Below are 18,183 nucleotides of genomic sequence, written 5' to 3'. Positions count from 1 at the left end.
CGCGTGACTGCTGAAGATTCCGCATTCGCGGTGCTGGGTGTGTTGGGTGATCCCGTGCGCCGTCGGCTCTATCGACACGTTGCCGCCGCCCCGGATGAGGTAGGGCGCGATGCGGCCGCGGAAGCGGTCGGGATCTCCCGATCGCTGGCCGCCTTCCATCTGGACAAGCTCGTCGAGGCAGGGCTGCTGGCCGTGTCCTTCCGGCGACTGTCCGGGCGCACCGGCCCCGGGGCGGGGCGGCCGGCGAAGGTGTACCGGCGCGCCGAGGGTGAGCACGCCGTGTCCGTCCCGCCGCGGTCCTACGACGCGGCCGGCCGGCTCCTCGCCGAGGTCGTGGAGAACGCCGGCCTGGACCGGGAACTGCAGGCCGCGGCGAAGGCTGCGGGTGCGGCACATCCGGATGCGGTTGCCGATGACCTGGTCGAGGTGCTGCGGGCCCGCGGCTACCAGCCCTTTTGGGACGGGGAGACGCTGCGGCTGCGCAACTGCCCCTTCCACGCGCTGGCCGAGGACTTCCCCGCCTTGGTCTGCGGGATGAATCTCGGGCTGCTGGAGGGACTGGCGCCCGAGCAGTGGTCGCCGACGATGGACCCGTGTCCCGGCGGATGTTGCGTGGCACTGTCTAAAACAAAGAATCATTGACTATAGAAGCAGGGGCGGGCCATGCTGGGCTCATGACTGCCTTTCACCTTGCGCAGGTCAACATCGGCCGCATCGTCGCTCCGCTGGACGGCCCCGAGTTGGCCGACTTCGTCGCCCAACTGCCCGAGATCAACGCGCTTGCCGAGCGCAGCCCCGGTTTCGTGTGGCGCATGGTCGACGATGAGGGCGAGGACGCGACCGGTTTCCGCCCCGACGAGCGTGACGACATGCTCCTGATCAACTGCTCGGTCTGGGAGTCGGTGGAAGCCCTGCGGAACTTCACCTACCACACCGATCACCTGCGCGTACTGAGTCGCCGCCGCGAGTGGTTCCATCGCATGGCCGAGGTGCACCAGGCCCTGTGGTGGATCCCGGCCGGCCACCGCCCGAGCATCGCCGAGGCGATGGAGCGGGTCGCGAGGGTGCGCGAACACGGCCCCGGACCGCTCGCGTTCACCTTCCGCGATCCCCACCCGGCACCTTCCACGACCGCGCAGGTCCAGGGGCATGTACTCGAATGCCGCGCAGCCGTCGATCTGCCCTGAGACGCAGCCGCACGACAACTCCCGCCGAGTGTCAGTCCCTCAGCGCCTGCCGGACGAGCCAGGCCCGGTCGGGTTCGTCGTCGCCGTCGGGCCAGGAGGCGACGAGGCCGCGCACGAGGTCGCGGTGCTGGTCGATCAGGTGGCCGTAGGTGAGGCCGAGCGCGCCCTCGACCTGGACGGGCAGGACGTGGGAGTGGGCGGCGCGCAGGAGCACGGCGGTGACCTGCGGTCCCGGCACGTCGAACAGGGCGATGACGGCGAGCGTGCGGTCGTCCATGGCAGCCGAGGGGTCGAAGATCAGCTCTTCCAGGGCGGCGACGACCCGGGCCTCCGGCTCTTCCCACCGGTCGAGGCAGTCCTGCGCCGCACGGAGCGCACGCTCACGGACCAGCGCTTCGACGTCACGGCGACGGAGCGCGACGGTGAGCGGCATGGCGTCCTCGGGCTCGGCGAGCAGCGCCAGGACATCCAGCGCGCTGGCGTGGCCGGCTCCGGTGCCGGTCTCGAAACCGCGCTCATCGTCCGGCCAGGAGGCGTCGAGATCTTCCAGCAGGGCGCGGTGGTCGTAGAACCGCTCACCGATCGACAACGCCCACGCCGCCTCCTGCTGGAAGCGGTAGTCGTCCTCCCGCGGCCTGCAACTCGGCGTCGTCGAATGCGCAGTCCCAGTACCAGGACTGGAACTCACGCAGGAAGGTCATCATGAACACCCGGGAATCAGATCATTCGAACTCCACCGCCGCCACCTGCTCTCGCGAATCGCGGTCCAGTAAGACCACCGACGCCGCCTCCCGAATCGGGGCACGGCCTGGGGTCGCCCCACCGAGCCCGGACAACGACCGCAGGAGCCGGTCGAGCCCCCTGCGGTGCCGGGCGAAGGCACTTTGCGGAGCCCACCGGCCCCGGGCCGCCTGGCCCGCCAAGGCCTCGGCCATCCCCACATCCAGGAGGACCAGGTGCAGTTCGCGTCCCTGGGGCCCGACCCTTCTGGCGAGCCAGCGGCGCATCCACGGCCGACCGCCGCAGTCGTGCACCAGCAATGGCCCGCCGCCGCGTACTGCGGAACGCAGCCACCGGAAGTACCTCCACCGTGCCCAGGGCCGGTACACCGCGTACGGCAACCACGTCGGCATCACCGCCTCACAGGCGACATGGACCACCCGCGGATCAATGACCGACGCGACTTTGGACCAGCGCCACAGCAGGGTGCTCTTACCGCTGCCCGGCAATCCGGAGACCACCACCACCGCGCCCACGGGATACGACAACACGGCCGGAACGTCCCCTGAGCCGCGCAGATCCACCAGCCCGCGCGGCCGGAGCGCCGCCCCCTCGCCCACGACGAAGGACGTCTCCGCCGTACGCGGCCCGACCGAACTGCCCACTACCCGCCCTCTGCCCCGACTGACCACCCGCACCCCGCGCCGAGCGAACGTTGCCTGGAACGTTCACCCGATCTCGGTTGACGTGTCCTCGCTCAGGCGGCGGCCGGAACTTCTACTCTACTGTAGAGGTTGTTCGTGATCGGACTCCGTGGACAGGTCGGCGCACGGCACGATCGGCCGTTCGGCCCTCCGCGGTGCCGGCCACTCCTCGCGGGCGGTTCTGGCGAAGGCCCCTCGCTCGCCGTCGAGGAGCACGGGTGGACCGCCAGGAGTGAGCCACGCCCCGGTCCACTACCGGCGGGGCGGCCCCGAACACCCCAGCCCGGGTCAGTGCCAGATGGCGACCGACGCCCGCCCGCATCGCGCTCGGGCGGATTCGGGACGGAGCGCGCACGGCCGCAGGCGATCCGGTGGGCCGTCCACGCGGCGGCGGCCGCGTCCAGCACATCGTCCGGCGGGGTGCGCCCGGCGTCCCCGAGGCCGTCGGGGAGGACCCCGGGCAGGAGGGAGCGCAGGGCGGTGACGACCCGTGCCGCCGCGAAGCGGCCGTCGTGGAGCTCGACCGCCAGCCATCCGGACGGGCACGCGTCGACGCCGATGACGGTCACCATGTCAGCCAGTGTCGTGGAACGGGGCCGTCGGGGGATAGCCGTACTCGCCGTAGAGGCGGACGAAATGAGCGAGGGCGACGGTCCGCCGGCACACGAGTCCCCGGTCGGTCTTCTCGTACAGCTCGACCCGCTCCTGGCCGCCCGGCCCGATCGGCTGCACCAGTCGGCCGCCCGCGCGCAGTTGTGCGGCCAGCGGCGGCGGCACCTCCGGGAACGCGGCGGAGACCACGATCGCGTCGAACGGACCCCGGTCGGCCGCGCCCAGGGTGCCGTCGCCGACGACGATCTCGGCGTTCCTGATGCGCTGGCCGGCGAGGTGGGTCCGGGCCTGCTCGGCCATGTCCGCGTACCGCTCGACGCCGACGACGTACCCCGCGAGGCGGGCCAGCAGCGCGGTCTGGAAGCCGTAACCACTACCGATCTCCAGCACGCGCTCGTCCCCCGTGAGGCCGAGTGCGGCGACCATCATCGCCACGAGGGAGGGCTGCGTCGTCACCTGGCCATGGTCGATCGCCACCGGCACGTCCGCGTACGCCGATGCGCGGCAGGAGGCCGGTACGAAGGCCGAGCGCGGGGTCACGCGCAGGGCGCCCAGCAGGCGCTCGTCCGTCACGCCGGCGGTCCGCGCGGCTGAGACCAGATTCTCGGGGCCCGGAGGCCGAGCGCCCGGGTCGTGGCGGGGATGGGACATCGTGACCGCCTCCCGTCCAGGCTAATCGGACGCCACCGGCCCCTCCAACCGTGGAGGGATCTGCCCTCAGGCAGCACGGCGGCACAGCGTGAAGTGACCGCCCAGGAGGGAGGCGGCCGTCCAGGCCACCAGGATCACCAGCGAGCCCCATGGGCCGTAGTCATGGCCGAAGCGTGGGTCACCCTGCGGAGGTGACGGCGGTCTTCCTGCGCGCGCGGTAGGCGGCGGCCTTGATCTTGTTGCCGCAGGACTCCATGCCGCACCACTGGCGCCGGCTGCCGCGCGAGCGGTCGAGGTAGACGCGGGTGCACTCGGGGTTGCCGCACTCCTTGAGCAGGGGTACGTCCGGGCCGCTCAGCAGTTCCACCGCGTGCCGGGCGACGGTGGACAGCGCCTCTCGCTGCGTCGCCGTCGTCCAACGGCCGGAGTGGGTCAACTGCGGTGCCGCGGGAGCCCGGCGAGCCGCGTCGTTGACCACGGCCAGCGCCTCGTCGTCGAAGTCCGAGTCGAGGCGCCGGGCCGTGATCAGCTGGTAGACGGCCTCGCGTACGGTCGTCGCCCGCTCCACGTCGGCCTGCCGGGCGGGCGAGACGGAGTCGACGATGCCGGACTCCCCGTACCACGCGTCCAGGCGGTCCGGTGCCGCGAACATCTCGAACCGCGCGCTACGGCGTGCCCGCAGCGTGGCCGCGAAGTCCAGGGCCGGATTGCCGCACACAAAGACATGATCCAGATTCACGTCACCATCTTGACGGGTGACTATGGCCCTCGCAAGGCTCGCCGCTCGTGGCCGCCAAGTCTCCCCTCCGTGGCGCTCAGCCGGGTCTCACGGCCCGGCCGGCGCCGCCGCAGCCAGTGGTCGTGGCCGGCCGGGACGATCGCGGCGCGCCGGTCGGCGTCCCACACCTCGCGCTGCTGGGCGGCTTCGAGCTGCCGCGAACGGCGGCACGGGGGCGGCTCAGGCGCGAGCTGCCCCCGTCTCCGTCAGCTCGCCGTCGGCGACCCGCAGCCACCGGTCGACGCCGATCCGTTCCAGGAACCGCTCGTCGTGGCTGACCACCACGAACGCGCCGCGATAGCAGGCCAGGGCGCTCTCCAACTGGCCCGCGCCGACCAGGTCGAGGTTGTTCGTCGGCTCGTCCAACAGCAGCAACTGCGGGGCCGGTTCGGCACACAGGACGCAGGCGAGCGTGGCTCGCAGGCGTTCGCCGCCGGAGAGCGCGCGCACGGGCAGGTGCGCCCGGGGGCCGCGGAACAGGAAGCGCGCGAGCAGATTCATCCGCTCCGCCTCCGACCGGTGCGGGGCGAACACCGCGAAGTTCTCGGCCACGGTGCGGTCGGGGTCGAGCAGGTCCAGGCGCTGCGACAGGGAGGCGATCCGTCCATCGGCACGCTTGATGTTCCCCCCGTCCAGGGCGAGTTCACCGCCGATCAGCCGCAACAGGGTCGTCTTGCCCGCACCGTTGGGGCCGGTGAGCGCGATGCGTTCGGGCCCGCGGATCGTGAGGTCGACACCGTCCCCCGCGAACAGGTTCCGCTCGCCGTGGCGGATCTGCATCCCCTCGCCCAGGACGACGGTACGCCCGGCGGGGACGTCGGTGTCGGGCAGCTCCAGGACGAGTCGCTGCTCGTCCCGCAGCGCGCGTCCCGCTTCGTCGAGCCGGGCCTGCGCCTCGTGGACGCGGGTGGCGTGCATCTGACCCGCCCGGCCGGCCGACTCCTGGGCGCCGCGCTTCATGTTCCCGGCGAAGATGCGCGGCAGACCGGCGTTCTTGAGGTTGCGGGCGGCGTTGCTCGCGCGGCGCTCGGCCCTTTCGCGGGCCTGCTGCCTCTCGCGCTTCTCCCGCTTCAGCTCCTGCTCGGCATTGCGCACGTTCTTCTCCGCGACCTCCCGCTCGGCCCGTACGGCCTCCTCGTACTGGGTGAAGTCGCCCCCGTACAACCGGAGTTCACCACGATCGAGTTCGGCGATGCGCTCCATACGGTCCAGCAGGGCCCGGTCGTGGCTGACGAGCAGCAGACTGCCGTTCCAGTCCGACAGCACGTCGTAGAGCCTGTGGCGGGCGTCGAGGTCGAGGTTGTTGGTCGGTTCGTCCAGCAGCAGCACGTCGGGACGCTTGAGCAGCTGCGCCGCCAGACCGAGGCTGACGATCTGGCCGCCGCTGAGCGTGCCCAGGGTCCGATCGAGAGCGAGATGGGCGAGGCCGAGCCGGTCGAGCTGGGCACGGGTGCGCTCTTCGACGTCCCAGTCGTCGCCGATGGCCGTGAAGTGCTCCTCGCTCACGTCGCCGGACTCGACGGCGTCGATGGCGCGGATCACCGTATCGACCCCGAGGACCTCGGCCACCGTCGGTTCACCGGTCAGGGGGAGGGTCTGCGGGAGATAGCCGATCGTGCCGTGCACGCTCAACGACCCTGCTGCGGGGCGCAGTTCACCGGCGATCAGCCTCAGCAGCGTGCTCTTGCCGGAGCCGTTGGGCGCCACGAGGCCGGTACGGCCGGCGCCGACGGTGAAGGACAGGCCCTCGAAGACGGGGGTGTCGTCGGGCCAGGAGAAGGACAGCTGGGAGCAGATGACGGAAGCGTCGGACATGGGGATGACCTCATGAGGAAGAGAGGGCAGAGCGCTCCCACGGCGAAAACCGCTGCACGAAAACCGCTGTACAAAAGCTGCTGTGCGGAAACCGCCGTGCGAAGGGCACTGCGCCTGAGACAGGGAAAAGGGGACGACGAGATCACCACAACGGCGGCACTGCCAAAGGGCCAAGGGTGCGCCTGCCGATGGTCGATCAGGTCCGGGTATCACCCGGAGATGTCGTCGTCACCCGCCATGTCTGGACTCCTCTACGAAGGATCACTACCGCGGTCACCGTACCAGGCTCCGCGAGGCCGTCCGAAAGCCTTTTCCTCCGCCGCGCGCCATGGGCCGCCGACACGAAGGCCCGCGGCTCGTGGCGCGCGGCGGAGGAAGGCACGCCTCAGAGCACCAGGTCCCACGCCAGGCAGGTGAGGAGATTCCTCGCCCCGGGGTCGCCGGTGTCCCGCTCCGGGGCCCTCGGCGAAGCCGGCTTCACCTCGACCATGTCCTCGTAGGCGATCCGCTCGGGCAGTGCGCCGAATCGCGCATGACGCACCGCCGAGTCGCCGTCCTGCGTACTGCGGTCCTGCATCGTCAGCCTCCCGCTCTCTCGAAGGGGATCCCGCGCGCACCGGGGTTCCGATGAGCGCCGTGGGCGCGCCAGATGACTGTGACACAGCATCCGTCACCGGTCAAACAGGTGACGTTCGGCAACTCGTCGCACATCAGGGGTGCTTGTCCTGGTCGACAGGCAGGGGAGTGGTGTGCCAGCGCCGGAGGCGGGAGGAGTTGGTGACCACGGAGAGCGAGGAGAGGGCCATGGCGGCCGCGGCGATCATGGGGCTGAGGCGGATGCCCCACAGCGGGTAGAGGGCACCGGCGGCGAGGGGGACGCCGACGGCGTTGTAGACGAGGGCGAAGAACAGGTTCTGGCGGATGTTGCGCATGGTGGCTCGGGAGAGTCGGATGGCGGTGACGACGCCGCCCAGGGAGCCGGAGACGAGCGTGATGTCGGCGGCTTCGATGGCCACGTCGGCTCCGGTGCCGATGGCGAGGCCGACATCGGCGGCGGCCAGGGCCGGGGCGTCGTTGATGCCGTCGCCGACCATGCCCACGGTGCGACCCTCCTGCTGCAGGCGGCGGATCTCATCGGCCTTGTGCTCGGGCAGGACCTCGGCCAGTACGCGGTCGACGCCGACCTGACGGGCGATGGCCTCGGCGGTGCGGGCGTTGTCGCCGGTGAGGATGACGACCTCCAGGCCGAGCCGGCGCAGTGCGGCGATGGTGGCGGCGGAGTCGTCCTTGACGGTGTCGGCGACGGCGAGGACCCCGGCCGGTCGGCCGTCGACGGCCGCGAGGACCGGGGTCTTGCCCTGGGCCGAGAAGTCGGCGGCGAGGAAGGTCAGTTGGGTGGTGTCGAGTCCGGCTTCGGCCAGGAGGCGCGCGGTGCCGACGTGGACCGTTCGTCCCGCGACGGTGGCCTGCACGCCCTTGCCGGTGACGGAAGCGAAGCCGTCCGCTCTTGGCGGCGTGAGGCCGTGGTCGTGGGCGCCCGTGACGATCGCCGTGGCGAGAGGATGCTCGCTCATCGCCTCGACCGCGGCGACCAGGGCCAGTAGGTCGTCCTCGTCGAAGCCGTCGGTTGCGCGTACGTCGGTGAGGACGGGTTCGCCTTTGGTGACGGTGCCGGTCTTGTCGAGGACGACGGTGTCGAGTTTGTGGGCGGTCTCCAGGGCCTCGGCGGAGCGGATGAGGATGCCGGCCTGGGCGCCCTTGCCGGTACCGACCATGACCGACAGCGGGGTGGCCAGGCCGAGCGCGCAGGGACAGGCGATGATCAGTACGGCCACGGCGGAGACGAGGGCGAGGGTGAGGGCGGGTGTCGGGCCGAGGGCGAACCAGAGGGCGAAGGCGCCTACGGCGATGGCGATCACCACCGGCACGAAGTACGCGGAGACCGCGTCGGCGAGCCGCTGGATCGGGGCCTTCGATGCTTGCGCCTGCTGAACGAGGCGGATGATCTGCGCGAGCATGGTGTCGGCGCCGACCTTGCTCGCGCGCACCGTCAGGGAGCCGGTGCCGTTGACCGTCGCGCCGACCACGGTGTCCCCGGCGCGTTTGGTGACCGGCATCGGCTCGCCGGTGACCATGGACTCGTCCACCGGAGAGGCACCCGAGAGGACTTCGGCGTCGACCGGCACCTTCTCTCCGGGACGGATCAGCAGTTCGTCACCCACGACGACGTCATCCACCGGGACCTCGGTCGGGGTGCCGTCACGGATCACCCGGGCGGTTCGGGCCTGTAGGCCCAGCAGGGCGCGGATGGCTTCGCCGGTGCCCGCTTTTGCGCGGGCCTCCAGCAGTCGGCCGAGCAGGATCAGGGTGAGGATGACCCCGACGGCTTCGAAGTACACCGCGCGTACCTCGCTCGGCAGCAGGCCCGGGGCGAGGGTGACGAGCAGGCTGTAGCCGTAGGCGGCCGTGGTGCCGAGGGTGATGAGGCTGTTCATGTCGGCGCCGCGGTGGCGCAGGGTCAGCCAGCCGGTGGAGTGGATCGGCCGGCCGGTGTAGAACATCACCGGGGTGATCAGGGCCAGTTGCAGCCAGTGGTTCAGCAGCCACTCCGGCACCCAACCGGCGCCGAACAGCTCGTGTGCCATCACCGCGAAGAGGACGGGAACGGTGAGGACCACGCCCACGGTCACGCGACGGGTCAAGTCCGCTATCTCCGCCCAACGTTCGGCTGTCTCGGCTGCCTCCTCCTCGGCCGCATCGCCTCCTCGTGTGGGCGCGGTGGCCGTTGTGGCGGAGGGCGGCGTGCCGGCACCGGTGTCCTGCACGGCGACAGAGGCCGCCTCCTCGACGCCGGTGCCGGCGTCGGGCTCCACCAGCAGCGTGCCGTGGATCATGTTCATCCCGCAGGCGAAGCCGAAGGTTCCGGCCCGGTCGGGGCTGACGCGTACGGTGGTCCGCGCGAACGCGGGCAGCCCCGCGTTGACCCGCAGGTCCGGGAAGACGACGCGGGAGGTGCACTCCCCGCTCTCCTGCCGGTCGAAGACCAGCTCGACGGGCACACCCTGGCGTACGCGGATCACGTCTGGGCGGTAGCCGCCCCGTACGGTCACCTCGACACGCTGCACTCCGCCTTCCAGCCGTGCGGTGTGGGCCCGGCGCGGGCTGAAGAAGAACCAGCCCAGCCCGGCGATCACCGCGGCCGCGGCGACGATCACGATGACATCGGCGACATCCATGGCGGACGTCCTCTCGTGCCCGCTCACGTGGGGATATTCCCAGCGTGTGCCCCGAGCCTGTACGCCGCTACCCCTAGGGGGCAGTACTGGGACGGCGCCGGCTGGGCCTGGATGGCCTTCATGCCCCTTGTCTGGATCGTGCTGCTCGGGAGGCGAAGAATCGGCTCGCCGAACATATAAGGGCTGTCCCGTAATCCCTGGCAGTCGCCGGCCAAAGCCCGGCGGCCGCACCCGGGAATCGCCGGGTGCGGCCGCCTCGTGCGAGCTTCCCTGCCTGCCGCCTACGTGAAGCGCCGGAGCCGGAGGCTGTTGGTGACGACGAAGACCGAGGAGAAGGCCATCGCCGCTCCGGCGATCATCGGGTTGAGCAGGCCGGCCGCCGCGAGGGGGAGGGCGGCGACGTTGTAGCCGAAGGCCCAGAAGAGGTTGCCCTTGATGGTGGCCAGGGTGCGGCGGGAGAGCCGGATGGCGTCGGCGGCCACGAGGAGGTCGCCGCGGACGAGGGTGAGGTCGCCGGCCTCGATGGCCGCGTCGGTGCCGGTGCCCATGGCCAGGCCCAGGTCGGCGGTGGCCAGGGCGGCCGCGTCGTTGACGCCGTCGCCGACCATGGCGACCGTACGGCCCTCGGCCTGGAGGCGCTTGACGACGGCCACCTTGTCCTGCGGGAGGACCTCGGCGATCACCTCGTCGATGCCCACCTCGCGGGCGACGGACTCGGCGACGGCCTTGTTGTCGCCGGTCAGCAGGACCGGGGTCAGTCCGAGGCGGCGCAGTTCGGCGACGGCCTCCGCGCTGGTGTCCTTCACGGCGTCGGCGACGGTGAGGATGCCGCGTGCTTCTCCGTTCCAGGCGACGGCCACGGCGGTGCGGCCCTCGGCCTCGGCAGCCGCCTTGGCGGCGGCGAGTTCGGCGGGCAGCTCGATCGCCCACTCGCTCAGCAGCTTCTCCCGGCCGACGAGCACCGCGTGCCCGTCGACGACACCCTGCACACCGAGGCCGGCGACGTTCTCGAAGCCTTCCGGTGTGGGCAGGGCGCCGGTGCGCTCGGCGGCGCCGTCGGCGATGGCGCGGGCGATGGGGTGCTCGGAGGCGTGCTCCAGGGCGCCGGCCAGTCGCAGCAGCTCCTGATCGGTCACGCCGGGGGCGGTGATGACGTCGTGGAGGGCCATCCGGCCGGTGGTGACGGTGCCGGTCTTGTCGAGGACGACGGTGTCGACGCGGCGGGTGGACTCCAGAACTTCGGGGCCCTTGATGAGGATGCCGAGCTGGGCGCCGCGGCCGGTGCCGACCATGAGGGCAGTGGGGGTGGCCAGGCCCAGGGCGCAGGGGCAGGCGATGATCAGCACGGCCACGGCGGCGGTGAAGGCGGCGGCCGCGTCGCCGGTGGTCAGCAGCCAGACGAGCAGGGTGCCGAGGGCGATGAGGAGGACAACGGGGACGAAGATCCCGGAGATGCGGTCGGCCAGGCGCTGCACGGCGGCCTTGCCGTTCTGGGCGTCCTCGACCAGCTTGGCCATCCGGGCCAGTTGGGTGTCGGCGCCGACGCGGGTGGCCTCGACGACCAGTAGGCCCGAGGAGTTGACGGTCGCGCCGGTGACGGCGTCGCCCACGGTGACGTCCACCGGCACGGATTCGCCGGTGAGCATGGCGGCGTCGACGGCCGAGCTGCCCTCGACGACCGTGCCGTCGGTCGCGATCTTCTCCCCGGGCCGTACGACGAACCGGTCGCCGACCACCAACTCGGCAGTGGGGATACGTACTTCGCGCCCGTCGCGCAGCACGGCCACGTCCTTGGCGCCCAGTTCGAGCAGGGCGCGCAGCGCGGCGCCGGCCTTGCGCTTGGACTTCGCCTCCAGGTAGCGACCGGCGAGGATGAACGTGGTCACCCCGGCCGCGGCCTCCAGGTAGATGGAGGAGGAGCCGTCGGCACGGGAGATGGTGAAGTCGAAGCCGTGGCGCATGCCCGGCATGCCCGCGTGACCGAAGAACAGGGCCCACAGCGACCAACCGAGCGCGGCGAGCGTACCGATCGACACCAGCGTGTCCATGGTGGCGGCCCCGTGCCGGGCGTTGGTCCAGGCGGCCCGGTGGAACGGGAGGGCTCCCCAGACGACGACCGGGGCGGCCAGGGTCAGGGACAGCCACTGCCAGTTGTCGAACTGCAGGGCCGGGACCATGGCCATCAGCACCACGGGCGCCGAGAGCACGAGCGAGACCAGCAGCCGCTGCCGCAGCGCACCGGCTTCCCCACCGTCGGCCTCCGGAGCCCCTACCGGGGCGGCCGCTTCCTTGTCCGCGTGGGGCGCCGGCTCGGGCGGCTCCTGAGCGGTGTAGCCGGTCTTCTCGACGGTGGCGATGAGATCGGCGACCTCGACTCCGGTGCCGTAGGCGACCTTCGCCTTCTCGGTGGCGAAGTTGACGGTCGCGTTGACCCCGTCCATGCGGTTGAGCTTCTTCTCGATGCGTGCGGCGCAGGAGGCGCAGGTCATACCGCCGATGGAGAGCTCGATCTCGGCGACGGGGAGGGCGGGTGTCGCCGTCTCTTCGGGGGCGATGCTGGTCATGCGGGTTCTCCAGGGAGGAGGGCCGAGGCGTACTGCGTCCATATCAGTGGAGCGGCGGGACCCGGCAGGGGTATGTGGGGAGGGCTTGCCTCAGATGCGGCCGGCGAGCTCGTAGCCCGCCTCGTCCACGGCGGCCCGGACGACCTCGTCGTCGAGCGGGTTGGTGGAGGTCACGGTGACCAGGCCGGTGGCGGCCACGGCCTGGACGGAGCCGACGCCGGATATCGCGGAGATCTCGGCGGAGACGGCGCCCTCACAGTGGCCACAGGTCATGCCGGTCACCTTGTAGACGGTGGTCGTGCCGGCCTGCACGTCGCCGGTGGCGGCGGTGCCGCGGGAACCGTCCGGGGTGCAGCAGGAGCCGGGCTTCGTCTGGGACGTCATGGCTACTTCCTTCGACTGTGGTGTGCGTACGAGCGATGCCTGGCGCGGGGGCGAGCCGATGGTTCCGGCGCTCCCGACGAGTGAGACCATATACCCCCGGGGGGTATATACGGAAGGGGGGTATCGGGCCCGACGCGTCCAGGGCGCGGGGGAGTGCGGGCGGCGCATCAGGGTGATCGGCGCGTCGGCCGGATGCTCCCGGGTCGATGATGCTGCTGCCCCTGTACTTTCAGCAGGTCCGCGGCGAGGACGCCCTCGGCGCCGGACTGCTGCTCATCCCGCAGGGGGTCGGCGCGCTCCTCGCACGCAGCCTGGCAGGCAGGTATACCGACCGCATCGGCTCCCGCCAAGTCGCCCTCGCCGCCTTCGCCTTCGTCGCCGCGGCCACCGTGCCGTTCGCCTTCGGCAGGCGGTCGTGCTCGACGCGCGCCCGGACGTGGTGTCGATCCTCGTCGGCGTCAACGACATGGGCTGGCACACTCTCGTCGCGGCGGACGGCATGTTCGCCGAACTCGCCGCGGCGACCGGGCCGGAGTACTGGGCCGCGGACGGCGTGCACCCGACGCCGGCCGGTCACGCCGCACTCGCGTCGGCCTGGCTGCGCCTGGTCGCGTGACGGTGTGCGCCTCACCTTGCTCCCGGCCCGGCCGTAGTGGTCCGGATCGACACGGATCGGCCGATCGCGTGGTCGGCACACGAGGTGTACCCGGTCGAGCTCGCCGACCGCCGCTCTCGCCCTCGCCGCGGTCTCGCCTGACGTGAGAGAAGACGGGATCGGTGTGAGACTGAGGACGGAAGGGGTGATCCCCTTGTCGGACCCACCGCATGCGCCCTTCGGTCCCGACACCGCCGTCGACGAGAATCGGCTGGAAGAGCTGATCATCGAGGCGCAGACGGCCCTGCCCTTCGAAATGCCCGACCTGGCGAAGCGGTGCGCCTCGGCCCTCGGCCTGGAGACCGCGCTGATCTACCTCGTCGACCTGCAACAACGGCTGCTCATCCCGCTCGACGAGGCCTTGGAACCGCTGCCGGTGGACGGCTCGCTGGCCGGCTGGGCGTACCGCACGGTCTCCCCGCGGGTGGCCGAGGCCGACGACGGCCTGATCGTCTGGATGCCGCTGGTCGACGGTGCGGAGCGGCTGGGCGTGCTGGAGGTACGGACCGCCTCGCTCGACGGGATACGGATGCGCCGGAGCCAGATCCTGGCCCATCTGTTCGCCATGCTGACCACCTCCAAGCGCGGCTACAGCGACTGGCTCGCCGCCCGCACCCGCACCGCGACCATGCAGTTGCCCGCCGAGATGCTGCGGGCCTTCCTGCCGCCCCACACCATCGGCAGCAGCAAGTGCGTCTCGACCGCGGTCCTCGAGCCCGCGTACGAGATCGCCGGCGACGCCTTCGACCACTCGGTGGTCAAGAACGTCCTGCACACCATGATCCTCGACGCCATGGGCCACGATCTGACCGCCGGCCTGACCACGTCGGTCGCCATGGCGGCGGCGCGCAACGCCCGCCGCGGCGGTGGCGACCCGGCCGACGTCGTCAGTTCCGTCGACCGGGCGCTCGCCCAGTGGGTGCCCGACCAGTTCTGCACCGGCGTGCTGTGTCGGCTCGACGCCGATACCGGGGTGCTGCACTGGGTCAATTGCGGTCACCCCCCACCGCTGCTGATCCGTGCCGAGCGGGTGCTCGCCGGGGCGTTGGACAGCCCCCCGCAGCCGCCGATCGGCCTGGCCGGCCCACTCGCCCCGGCGGCCCGGAAGGTCCACGAGACGACGCTGGAACCCGGTGATTGCGTCCTGCTCTACACCGACGGTGTCGTGGAGGCTCGTGACGCGGACGGCGCGGAGTTCGGCCTCGACCGGTTCACCGACTTCATCATCCGCTCCAACGCCGCCGGCCAGCGCCCGGCCGAGGTGCTGCGGCTGCTCATCCACGCCATACTCGATTACCAGCGCAACCGACTGCGGGACGACGTGACCATCCTGCTCTTCGAATGGCGCCCGCAGCTCCGGTGACGCGGTTGCGCCGAGCCTCGCTGCGCTGGTGGGCTGCCGTCGGCCTGGGTCGGGTACCCGACCGGTAGCTCCGCCCCTGGTGGCCCGGATGGGGAATCCGACGCCAAGTCGACGCGTCGTCGTGCGACGGACTCTACCTGCGGAACGGGACCGGCCGACCGAGCGGATCTGCAAAGATCAGGCACGGCCGCGCCCACGAACGCCCCTCCGTACGCGAGGCGTATCTCCTCGGGCCGACCGAGACGCCGCAAGAAGAACCGATGGCCCGGCTGACCATTCCCATCCAGGAGAACACGGCATGACGAAGGTGCTGGACATCGACGATGCCCGCGGTATGCGGCACTGCGAGACGACGGCTTTGGGGGTGCTGCTGCGGCACCAAGGAGTCGATCTGTCCGAGCCCATGCTCTTCGGCCTCGGCTCCGGTCTGTCCTTCGTCTACTGGGACGCCAAGAACATGGGCTTCCCCTTCCTCGGGGGACGGGTCAAGCCCTTCGAGCTCACCAGAAATCTGGCCACCCGACTCGGGCTGGAGCTACTGGTCCAGGAGACCACCTCCCCCCGCAGGGCATGGGAGCACGCGTCAGCCGCCGTCGACGCCGGCCATCCCGTAGGACTGCAACTCGACAGCTACTACCTGGACTACTTCACGTCGAGGGTGCACTTCGGCGGTCATGTCGTCGCCATGTACGGCTACGACGACCATGACGCCCACCTGGTGGACACCGACCAGCAGGGCGGAGCGGTATCGACCAGCCTCACCAGCCTTGCCCAGGCCAGGGCCGCGCGCGGCCCGATGACCGCCAAGCACCGCTCTTTCACGCTCACCGCACCGCAGAGCCCGCCCTCCCCACACGGCCGGATCGTTCCCGCGATCACCGCCTGCGCCGAGGCCTTCCTCAACCCGCCCATCGCCAACCTCGGCCACCGCGGCATCGAGAAGGCCGGCAAGCTGGTACGCACATGGCTCCAGCGCACCGACGTCCCACAACGGGATCTGCCTCGAGCCGCCCTCCTGATGGAGAAGGCCGGCACCGGCGGCGCGTTGTTCCGCAACCTCTACCGCGACTTCCTCGCCGAATGCACCCAACTGCACGACAGCAGCCACCTGCGCACCGGACACACGCTGTACACCGAGGCGGCCACCCTGTGGACGGAAGTCGCGGCATTGCTCACGAAAGCCGGTGAGTCAGGCGATGCGCAGTGCCTCGCACAAGCAGGCACCGTCCTCTGCGATCTTTCCCGCATCGAGCGTGAGGCCATGCAGGCGCTGAGCCGCCTGGGGGAGTAAGGCCCAGGCGGCTCAGCGGACTGACCCTCTCGCGGAGGAACGACCGCGTCAGGCAGATCACTTCCAGTCGGTGCACACGGTCCCGGCACCGGGGACGGTCATGCACGCGGCCGCCTTGATCCCCATGTCGTTGACCATGCGGGAGTGGGTATCGCTGCCGCGGTCGATCCTGGCCTCGTACGTGTTCTGCGGGTTGGCGGTGCTGGCGACGGTGCCGATCGTGCCCACTGGGCCGTGAATCATCACCCAGGCTGCGCGGCATCGTGCCTTGTAACGAAGCTCGACCAACTACCTGTATGCCTCGATCGGGGACTTCGACGCGAAGGTGAAGCCGCTGATCGACCGCCCCGACATCGCCGGTGTGCAGCTGGTGGTGCCGTGGAAGGCGCTTGAGAAGAAGAAGGGCCGGTACGACTTCTCGTCGATCGATCAGGCGCTGAAGTATCTGCAGGCCCGCCACAAGAAGCTGTTCATCCAGGTCCAGGACCGGTTCTTCGCACCGCCGAGCAGGCTCCCCGACTACCTGTTGTCCGACCCGAAGTACAAGGGAGGCGCGGCCCCGACGAAGAACGAGAGCGGCCTCGGCCCCGGTCGGCCCGGTACGGTCGCGGCGCAGTGGAACCCGGAGGTGCGGGGCCGCTTCCAGCATCTGTTGAAGGCGTTGGCACAGCGGTTCGACGGCCGCCTTGCGGGGGTGAACCTCCCGGAGACCGCTACCGAGGTGGACAGGAAGAAGGACCACACCGGGTACAGCGACGACGCCTATTTCTCCGCCGAGCTCGCCAACATGGCCTACGGCAAGAAGGTCTTCACCAAGACGCCGTTCATCCAGTACGTCAACTTCTGGCCGGGCGAGTGGAACAACAGCCGCAACTACATGAAGCGCACCTTCGAATTCGCCGCGTCGCACGGGATCGGCCTGGGCGGGCCCGACATCCTGCCGGACCGCCCGGCGCAGATGCAGAACTCGTACCCGTTCTTCAACAAGTACCGGGGGAGGCTGTCCCTCGTGGCCATGGCCGTACAGGAGCCCGACTTCCAGTACAAGAGCCCCAAGACGAAGAAGCCGTACACCCGGAAGGAGTTCACCGACTTCGGTAGGAACACCCTCGGCGTCGACGCCATCTTCTGGGCCACCAGCACGCCCTGGCTCCGCCAGCCGGCGACGCGATAGCAGAAGCCCCACTGTGCGAGCTCAATCTGTGGACGGTGCGTGCGTCAGGCTCGTGGCGCGGGCCTTCTCCTGCCCCTCCGAATCGCCGTCGTGCCGGCGCAGCGTCGCGGTGGCGATGTCCAGGAAGTCCCGTACGGGGCCCGGGCGGCTGCCCTCCGGTACCACCAGGCAGGTTTCGACGGGCAGGGCGTCGGTGACCGTCAGGTAGACGAGGTCAGGGCGGGAGTACGAGCCCGCAATGCTGACCGGGACGAGCGCGATGCCCTGGCCGGAGGCGATGAGCTCGAACTTCTCCTCCAGTGAGGACGTTCGCCGGGTCCTGCCGTCGAGGATGGGTTCACCGTCGAGATCGGCCGATGTGAGGGCGCGGCGGCCGGTCAGCGGATGCGTCACGGGCAGGCACGCCACCTTGGTCTCGTGACCGATGGGGACGGTGCGCAGTCCCGAGTCGTCGAAGGGGTGTCGGAGGTACCCCACGTGCGCACGTCCGTCGCGGAGCGGCGCGTCCCGCTCCCACCAGCGCAGCGGAAGGACGTCGATCTCGACTTTCGGATGGCTCAGAGTGAACGCCCGGATCGCGTCCGACACGTGCAGGCCGGGGGAGAAGCCCACGACGAGCCGCTCCTCGCCCCGCTGGGCCTCGCGCACGCGTCGCAGTGCCACGTCCACCACCGTGGTGATTCTTGACGCCTCGTCATACAGCTTTTTGCCCGCGGCGGTCAGCTCAACGCTGCGCGTGGACCGCGTGAACAGTGGACATCCCAGCTCCTGCTCGAACGCGTGGATCTGCCGGCTGAGGACCGGCTGCGCGATGAACAGCGCCTGTGCCGCCCGACCGAAGTGCCGATGCTCGGCCACCGCCACGAAATAGCGGAGCTTTCGCAGGTCCAGATCCATGCCGTAACGGTATCAATGCGGTCCGAAGGGTATTGGACGCCCGGCTGGGCCACTCGGAGACTTGCAGCGTGCCCGCCGCCCTCACTCCGGCGCTCGACATCGACAGCCAACTCCTGTGCTCCCAGGCGTCGCGACAGTCCTGACGCCCGCCC

General features: G+C 70.6%; 18 protein-coding genes and 1 pseudogene. 7 read left to right on the top strand and 12 right to left on the bottom strand.

What is annotated here, in order from left to right; genetic code table 11:
* Nucleotides 1-3: 3 nt before the first annotated feature.
* Nucleotides 4-642, top strand: coding sequence for a helix-turn-helix transcriptional regulator (locus WAB15_RS02650; RefSeq protein ID WP_407285149.1), 639 nt, complete (start codon nt 4-6; stop codon nt 640-642).
* A gap of 32 nt (nt 643-674) precedes the next feature.
* Nucleotides 675-1,187 carry a DUF3291 domain-containing protein gene (locus WAB15_RS02645; RefSeq protein ID WP_399145036.1) on the top strand — a complete coding sequence of 171 codons (513 nt, stop codon included), beginning with the start codon at nt 675-677 and terminating at the stop codon, nt 1,185-1,187.
* Nucleotides 1,188-1,218: 31 nt separating this feature from the next.
* Here WAB15_RS02645 and WAB15_RS02640 read toward each other — a convergent pair whose 3' ends face one another.
* The 10 genes from WAB15_RS02640 to WAB15_RS02595 all read right to left on the bottom strand — a co-directional run bounded on the left by WAB15_RS02640 (nt 1,219) and on the right by WAB15_RS02595 (nt 12,651).
* On the bottom strand, nt 1,219-1,875 hold the full coding sequence (locus tag WAB15_RS02640) for a hypothetical protein (protein ID WP_407285148.1): 657 nt from the start codon (nt 1,873-1,875) through the stop codon (nt 1,219-1,221).
* A gap of 34 nt (nt 1,876-1,909) precedes the next feature.
* Entirely contained in the window at nt 1,910-2,527 is a 618-nt protein-coding gene (locus tag WAB15_RS02635) for an AAA family ATPase (RefSeq protein WP_399145038.1), read from the bottom strand.
* A 137-nt stretch (nt 2,528-2,664) separates the two neighbouring features.
* Nucleotides 2,665-3,183, bottom strand: coding sequence for a DUF429 domain-containing protein (locus WAB15_RS02630; protein WP_407285147.1), 519 nt, complete (start codon nt 3,181-3,183; stop codon nt 2,665-2,667).
* 1 nt (nt 3,184) lies between these two features.
* On the bottom strand, nt 3,185-3,874 hold the full coding sequence (locus WAB15_RS02625; protein WP_407285146.1) for a protein-L-isoaspartate O-methyltransferase family protein: 690 nt from the start codon (nt 3,872-3,874) through the stop codon (nt 3,185-3,187).
* Between the two features lie 178 nt (nt 3,875-4,052).
* Nucleotides 4,053-4,613: a CGNR zinc finger domain-containing protein gene (locus WAB15_RS02620; protein WP_407285145.1), complete on the bottom strand. Its 561-nt coding sequence runs from the start codon at nt 4,611-4,613 to the stop codon at nt 4,053-4,055.
* Between the two features lie 219 nt (nt 4,614-4,832).
* Nucleotides 4,833-6,467, bottom strand: coding sequence for an ABC-F family ATP-binding cassette domain-containing protein (locus WAB15_RS02615; protein ID WP_407285144.1), 1,635 nt, complete (start codon nt 6,465-6,467; stop codon nt 4,833-4,835).
* Between the two features lie 385 nt (nt 6,468-6,852).
* Nucleotides 6,853-7,044, bottom strand: a complete 192-nt coding sequence (locus WAB15_RS02610) for a hypothetical protein (protein WP_407285143.1) — start codon at nt 7,042-7,044, stop codon at nt 6,853-6,855.
* Between the two features lie 133 nt (nt 7,045-7,177).
* Nucleotides 7,178-9,703 carry a heavy metal translocating P-type ATPase gene (locus WAB15_RS02605; protein ID WP_407285142.1) on the bottom strand — a complete coding sequence of 842 codons (2,526 nt, stop codon included), beginning with the start codon at nt 9,701-9,703 and terminating at the stop codon, nt 7,178-7,180.
* A gap of 281 nt (nt 9,704-9,984) precedes the next feature.
* Entirely contained in the window at nt 9,985-12,267 is a 2,283-nt protein-coding gene (locus tag WAB15_RS02600) for a heavy metal translocating P-type ATPase (protein WP_399148070.1), read from the bottom strand.
* A 90-nt stretch (nt 12,268-12,357) separates the two neighbouring features.
* On the bottom strand, nt 12,358-12,651 hold the full coding sequence (locus WAB15_RS02595; RefSeq protein ID WP_407285141.1) for a heavy-metal-associated domain-containing protein: 294 nt from the start codon (nt 12,649-12,651) through the stop codon (nt 12,358-12,360).
* A 200-nt stretch (nt 12,652-12,851) separates the two neighbouring features.
* Between WAB15_RS02595 and WAB15_RS02590 the strand changes: the two are divergent.
* The 4 genes and pseudogenes from WAB15_RS02590 to WAB15_RS02575 all read left to right on the top strand — a co-directional run.
* A pseudogene (locus WAB15_RS02590) lies at nt 12,852-13,055 on the top strand (MFS transporter); the annotation flags it as partial.
* Nucleotides 13,056-13,066: 11 nt separating this feature from the next.
* Entirely contained in the window at nt 13,067-13,267 is a 201-nt protein-coding gene (locus tag WAB15_RS02585; protein WP_407285140.1) for a hypothetical protein, read from the top strand.
* Nucleotides 13,268-13,460: 193 nt separating this feature from the next.
* On the top strand, nt 13,461-14,669 hold the full coding sequence (locus tag WAB15_RS02580) for a PP2C family protein-serine/threonine phosphatase (protein WP_407285139.1): 1,209 nt from the start codon (nt 13,461-13,463) through the stop codon (nt 14,667-14,669).
* A gap of 298 nt (nt 14,670-14,967) precedes the next feature.
* Nucleotides 14,968-15,960: a BtrH N-terminal domain-containing protein gene (locus WAB15_RS02575; RefSeq protein ID WP_407285138.1), complete on the top strand. Its 993-nt coding sequence runs from the start codon at nt 14,968-14,970 to the stop codon at nt 15,958-15,960.
* Nucleotides 15,961-16,017: 57 nt separating this feature from the next.
* Here WAB15_RS02575 and WAB15_RS02570 read toward each other — a convergent pair whose 3' ends face one another.
* On the bottom strand, nt 16,018-16,188 hold the full coding sequence (locus tag WAB15_RS02570; protein WP_407285137.1) for a hypothetical protein: 171 nt from the start codon (nt 16,186-16,188) through the stop codon (nt 16,018-16,020).
* 97 nt (nt 16,189-16,285) lie between these two features.
* Between WAB15_RS02570 and WAB15_RS02565 the strand changes: the two genes are divergently transcribed.
* The gene (locus tag WAB15_RS02565) at nt 16,286-17,134 is read left to right on the top strand and encodes a hypothetical protein (RefSeq protein WP_407285136.1); all 849 of its coding nucleotides are present in this window, start codon (nt 16,286-16,288) and stop codon (nt 17,132-17,134) included.
* Nucleotides 17,135-17,155: 21 nt separating this feature from the next.
* On the opposite strand, the gene WAB15_RS02560 is transcribed toward WAB15_RS02565, so the two are convergent.
* Nucleotides 17,156-18,031, bottom strand: coding sequence for a LysR family transcriptional regulator (locus WAB15_RS02560; RefSeq protein ID WP_407285135.1), 876 nt, complete (start codon nt 18,029-18,031; stop codon nt 17,156-17,158).
* Nucleotides 18,032-18,183 lie beyond the last annotated feature (152 nt).

This window comes from Streptomyces sirii, assembly GCF_045690365.1.
In the GTDB taxonomy this organism is placed as follows: domain Bacteria; phylum Actinomycetota; class Actinomycetes; order Streptomycetales; family Streptomycetaceae; genus Streptomyces; species Streptomyces sirii.
The sequence above is the reverse complement of the archived record's forward strand: the minus strand, read 5'-3'. Positions and strand labels throughout refer to the sequence as shown.

What these genes read in the sequence shown, in the direction of transcription:
- WAB15_RS02645 (WP_399145036.1), top strand. Translation starts at nt 675, where the DNA reads ATGACTGCCTTTCACCTTGCGCAGGTCAACATCGGCCGCATCGTCGCT.
- WAB15_RS02625 (WP_407285146.1), bottom strand. Translation starts at nt 3,874, where the DNA reads ATGTCCCATCCCCGCCACGACCCGGGCGCTCGGCCTCCGGGCCCCGAG.
- WAB15_RS02575 (WP_407285138.1), top strand. Translation starts at nt 14,968, where the DNA reads ATGACGAAGGTGCTGGACATCGACGATGCCCGCGGTATGCGGCACTGC.
- WAB15_RS02610 (WP_407285143.1), bottom strand. Translation starts at nt 7,044, where the DNA reads ATGCAGGACCGCAGTACGCAGGACGGCGACTCGGCGGTGCGTCATGCG.
- WAB15_RS02605 (WP_407285142.1), bottom strand. Translation starts at nt 9,703, where the DNA reads ATGGATGTCGCCGATGTCATCGTGATCGTCGCCGCGGCCGCGGTGATC.
- WAB15_RS02630 (WP_407285147.1), bottom strand. Translation starts at nt 3,183, where the DNA reads ATGGTGACCGTCATCGGCGTCGACGCGTGCCCGTCCGGATGGCTGGCG.
- WAB15_RS02615 (WP_407285144.1), bottom strand. Translation starts at nt 6,467, where the DNA reads ATGTCCGACGCTTCCGTCATCTGCTCCCAGCTGTCCTTCTCCTGGCCC.
- WAB15_RS02600 (WP_399148070.1), bottom strand. Translation starts at nt 12,267, where the DNA reads ATGACCAGCATCGCCCCCGAAGAGACGGCGACACCCGCCCTCCCCGTC.
- WAB15_RS02560 (WP_407285135.1), bottom strand. Translation starts at nt 18,031, where the DNA reads ATGGATCTGGACCTGCGAAAGCTCCGCTATTTCGTGGCGGTGGCCGAG.
- WAB15_RS02595 (WP_407285141.1), bottom strand. Translation starts at nt 12,651, where the DNA reads ATGACGTCCCAGACGAAGCCCGGCTCCTGCTGCACCCCGGACGGTTCC.